At 69.4% G+C, this 3,168-nt stretch carries 3 protein-coding genes; all 3 read left to right on the forward strand.

What is annotated here, in order from left to right; all coding sequences use genetic code 11:
• A partial coding sequence (locus ACESL7_RS14755) for a tyrosine-type recombinase/integrase (protein WP_372894055.1) occupies positions 1 to 1,114 on the forward strand: 1,114 nt, incomplete at its 5' end.
• Positions 1,108 to 2,025: a tyrosine-type recombinase/integrase gene (locus ACESL7_RS14760; protein ID WP_372894056.1), complete on the forward strand. Its 918-nt coding sequence runs from the start codon at positions 1,108 to 1,110 to the stop codon at positions 2,023 to 2,025. The genes ACESL7_RS14755 and ACESL7_RS14760, both read left to right, overlap by 7 nt.
• A complete protein-coding gene (locus tag ACESL7_RS14765; protein WP_372894057.1) occupies positions 2,022 to 3,017 on the forward strand; it encodes a tyrosine-type recombinase/integrase in 996 nt (331 codons plus the stop codon). Before ACESL7_RS14760 ends, ACESL7_RS14765 begins: the two co-directional genes overlap by 4 nt.
• Positions 3,018 to 3,168: the final 151 nt, after the last annotated feature.

Genomic DNA, 3,168 nt, shown 5'->3' on the forward strand with positions numbered 1-3,168 from the left:
CCTCGTTGCGGCGGCACGACACCTCTGCGCATGGGCGCATCTTGGCGGACGGACGCTCTCTGGCCCGGCGGGTGGGCTGGTCCAGGACTTCGCCGATCACGACTGCCATTGCGGCGGTGTGAGGCGCGGCGGGCCGCGGTCGCCCCGCTATCTGTTCCGGGTCGAGCGGTTCGTCCGTTTCCTCGTGGCCGAGGGCGTGCTTGCGTCAGCGCCCGTCGCCGATCCCCATGCGCCCCATGTCGCGCCCTATCTCGATTGGTTGCGACGGCATCGCGGGCTGTCCGAGATCACGGTACGGGGCCACGCCAAGAGGCTACGTCAGCTTCTGCCTGCCATCGGCGCCGATCCGGCAGGGTGGACGCCTGTGGCCCTGCGGACCGCGATCCTGGCCCGGCGCGGACGCGATGGCCGCAGTGGCCTGAAGCGGACCGTCACCGTGTTGCGCTCTTGGCTGCGCTATCATGCGGCCATGGGTCGGTGCGATCCCGGACTGGTCGCGGCGGTGCCTACCATCGCCGACTGGAAAGGCCATCATCTGCCGCGCGGCCTGAAGCCCGCCGATGTCGAACGGCTGCTCGCCGCCTGCGACCGAACCAGCCCGACGGGTCGTCGGGACCTTGCGATCCTGCTGTTGCTCGCCCGGCTGGGCCTTCGGGCAGAAGACGTGCGCAGCCTACACTTCGATCAGATCGACTGGGCACGCGGACGGATCACGCTTGCCGGCAAGGGTCGGCGAGAGAGCCGGCTGCCCCTGCCTCAGGAGGTGGGCGACGCGCTGCTCGCCTGGCTGGAGGACGGGCGCCCGCAGGTCGACGATCCGCATGTGTTCCTGCGCTATGCAGCGCCTTGGCGATCGTTCACGGAGTCCGCCGCGATCTCGAAGATCGTCCGCCGCACCATTCGTCGCGCGGGCCTCGAGAACGTGCCATCCTACGGCGCGCATCTCCTGCGCCACTCGGCCGCCCGCGCGGCCCTGGAGGACGGCGCGAGCCTCGAGACCATCGGGACGATGCTGCGGCACCGCTCGATCGAGACCACGGGCCGATATGCCAAGGTCGATCTCGACGCGCTCGGCGCCATCGCCCAGCCCTGGCCGGAGGCGTCGCCATGCTGAGCGCCGCCGTGGAACGTCATGTCGCGCTGATGCGCGCCTGTGGCTTCGTCTTCGACACCCAGGCCACACAGTTGGCCGGCTTTGCCGCCTTCGCCGGAGCACGGGGCGAGCCCCATGTGCGGACGGCGACCGTTCTGGACTGGTCCCGCCGCGCCGGGAGCCACGCACAACGCCGGATCGTTTATCTGACCGTCCGCCGCTTCGCCCTGACCGCCGTGACGGAGGACGCACGCCACGAGGTGCCGCCGCCAGATCTGCTGCCGCAGACGGCGCGGCAGCGGCCTGCACCTTATATCTATGCGCCCGAAGAGATCGCCGCGCTCGTGTCGGTGGCCGACCGCGCAGCGAGTTGGCGCTGCCGCGTGCCGGGTCAGTACCGGGTTCTGTTCGGGCTGGTCGCCGCCACCGGCATGCGCATCTCGGAGGCGCTCGGGCTCGACCTCGCCGATCTCACGCCGGACGGGCTGCTGATCCGCGAGGCCAAGCGGCGCGGACGCAGGCTACTGCCGCTGCATCCCTCGGTCGAGGTCGAGTTCAAGATGCATCTGACCCGGCGCGCCCGGGTGCGGGATGCTTCCGATGCGATCTTCCTTGGCGATCGCGGCGGGCGGTTGTGCTACGGAACCGCGCGTGGCGCGTTTAGACGCATGCTGGCTCAGGCCGGGCTCGAAGGGGTCGCCAAAGGCGGGCGGAACCCGCGGATCCACGATCTGCGCCATACCTTCGCTGTCCGGTCGCTGGAAGCCTGCGACCCAGGGCGCGGCGACGTCGCCCGCCACATGGTGGCTCTCAGCTCCTGGCTCGGTCATGTCAACATCGTCGATACCTACTGGTATCTCGAGGGCACACCGACGCTGCTCGGCCAGATCGCGGATCGCACCGAGGCCTTCGCGGCGGGGGCGTCCTCATGACCCCGTTGGCCCGATACCTCTCGCTCTGGTTGCGAGAGCATCTGCCCGTGGACCGTGGCGTGAGCCCCAACACGGTCGACGCCTACAGCCAGTCCCTCGCGGCCCTGTTGCGCTTCGCGGCCGACCGGCTGAGACGACCTCCCTCCGAACTCGCGTTCGAGGACATCGACGCGCCGCTGATCCTCGCGTTCCTCGAGGAGATCGAGCGGCGCGGGGCCAGCGTGCGCACCCGCAATGCCCGGCTCGCGGCGATCAAGGCGTTGTTCCGTTTCCTCGAATACCGGCTCCCGGCCGCGCTCGAGCAGATCCGGCAGGTCCAGGCGATCCCGCGCAAGAAGGCCGACGAGGCGCTGGTCGCCTGGCTGACGCGCGCGGAGATCGGCGCGTTGCTCGCGGCGCCCGATCCCCGCACACGGGACGGCATTCGCGACCGCGCCATGCTGAGCCTCGCCTATGCCTGCGGGCTCAGGGTCAGCGAACTGACGGGCCTCCGGCTCGCCGATTACGACCGGCGCGATCCGGTGAGCCTGCATGTGACCGGCAAAGGTCGCCGCGAGCGTGTCCTGCCGCTCTGGAAGGAAACCCGAGCCACGCTCGAGGCATGGCTACGCCAGCGAGATCCCGAGGGCGACCCGACGCTGTTCCACAATCGCAGCGGCCGAGCGATGACGCGGTCGGGCTTCGAGTACATCCTGGCACGACACGTCGGGACGGCCGCGAAGACCCAGCCAGGTATCGCGGAAAAACGCGTGACGCCGCATGTGCTGCGCCATTCCTGCGCCATGCACACGCTGCAGGCGACGGGAGACGTCCGGAAGGTGTCGCTCTGGCTCGGACATGCCTCGATCCAGAGCACCGAGATCTACCTGCGCGCCGACCCCATGGAGAAGCTCGAGATGATCGCCGGCATGACCATGCCGAAACTGAAACCCGGCCGCTTCCGCCCGCCGGACAAGCTGCTCGCCATGCTCGCCGGCAACGCACGCCGCTGATTATGCGCAGCGACAACCGAGAAAAGTGGAGGCGGCGCAATACGCGCCGCCCGCAACTCCGCATAACCATCGGCTCGGCATATTACAGCTTGCCGCGCGACTGACGCCGCATACAACGACGGGCCAGAAGCCGCCGTCCCGCATGGGGCGG

The organism is Rhodosalinus sp., assembly GCF_041685465.1.
Taxonomy (GTDB): Bacteria; Pseudomonadota; Alphaproteobacteria; order Rhodobacterales; family Rhodobacteraceae; genus Rhodosalinus.

What these genes read in the sequence shown, in the direction of transcription:
- ACESL7_RS14760 (WP_372894056.1), top strand. Translation starts at nt 1,108, where the DNA reads ATGCTGAGCGCCGCCGTGGAACGTCATGTCGCGCTGATGCGCGCCTGT.
- ACESL7_RS14765 (WP_372894057.1), top strand. Translation starts at nt 2,022, where the DNA reads ATGACCCCGTTGGCCCGATACCTCTCGCTCTGGTTGCGAGAGCATCTG.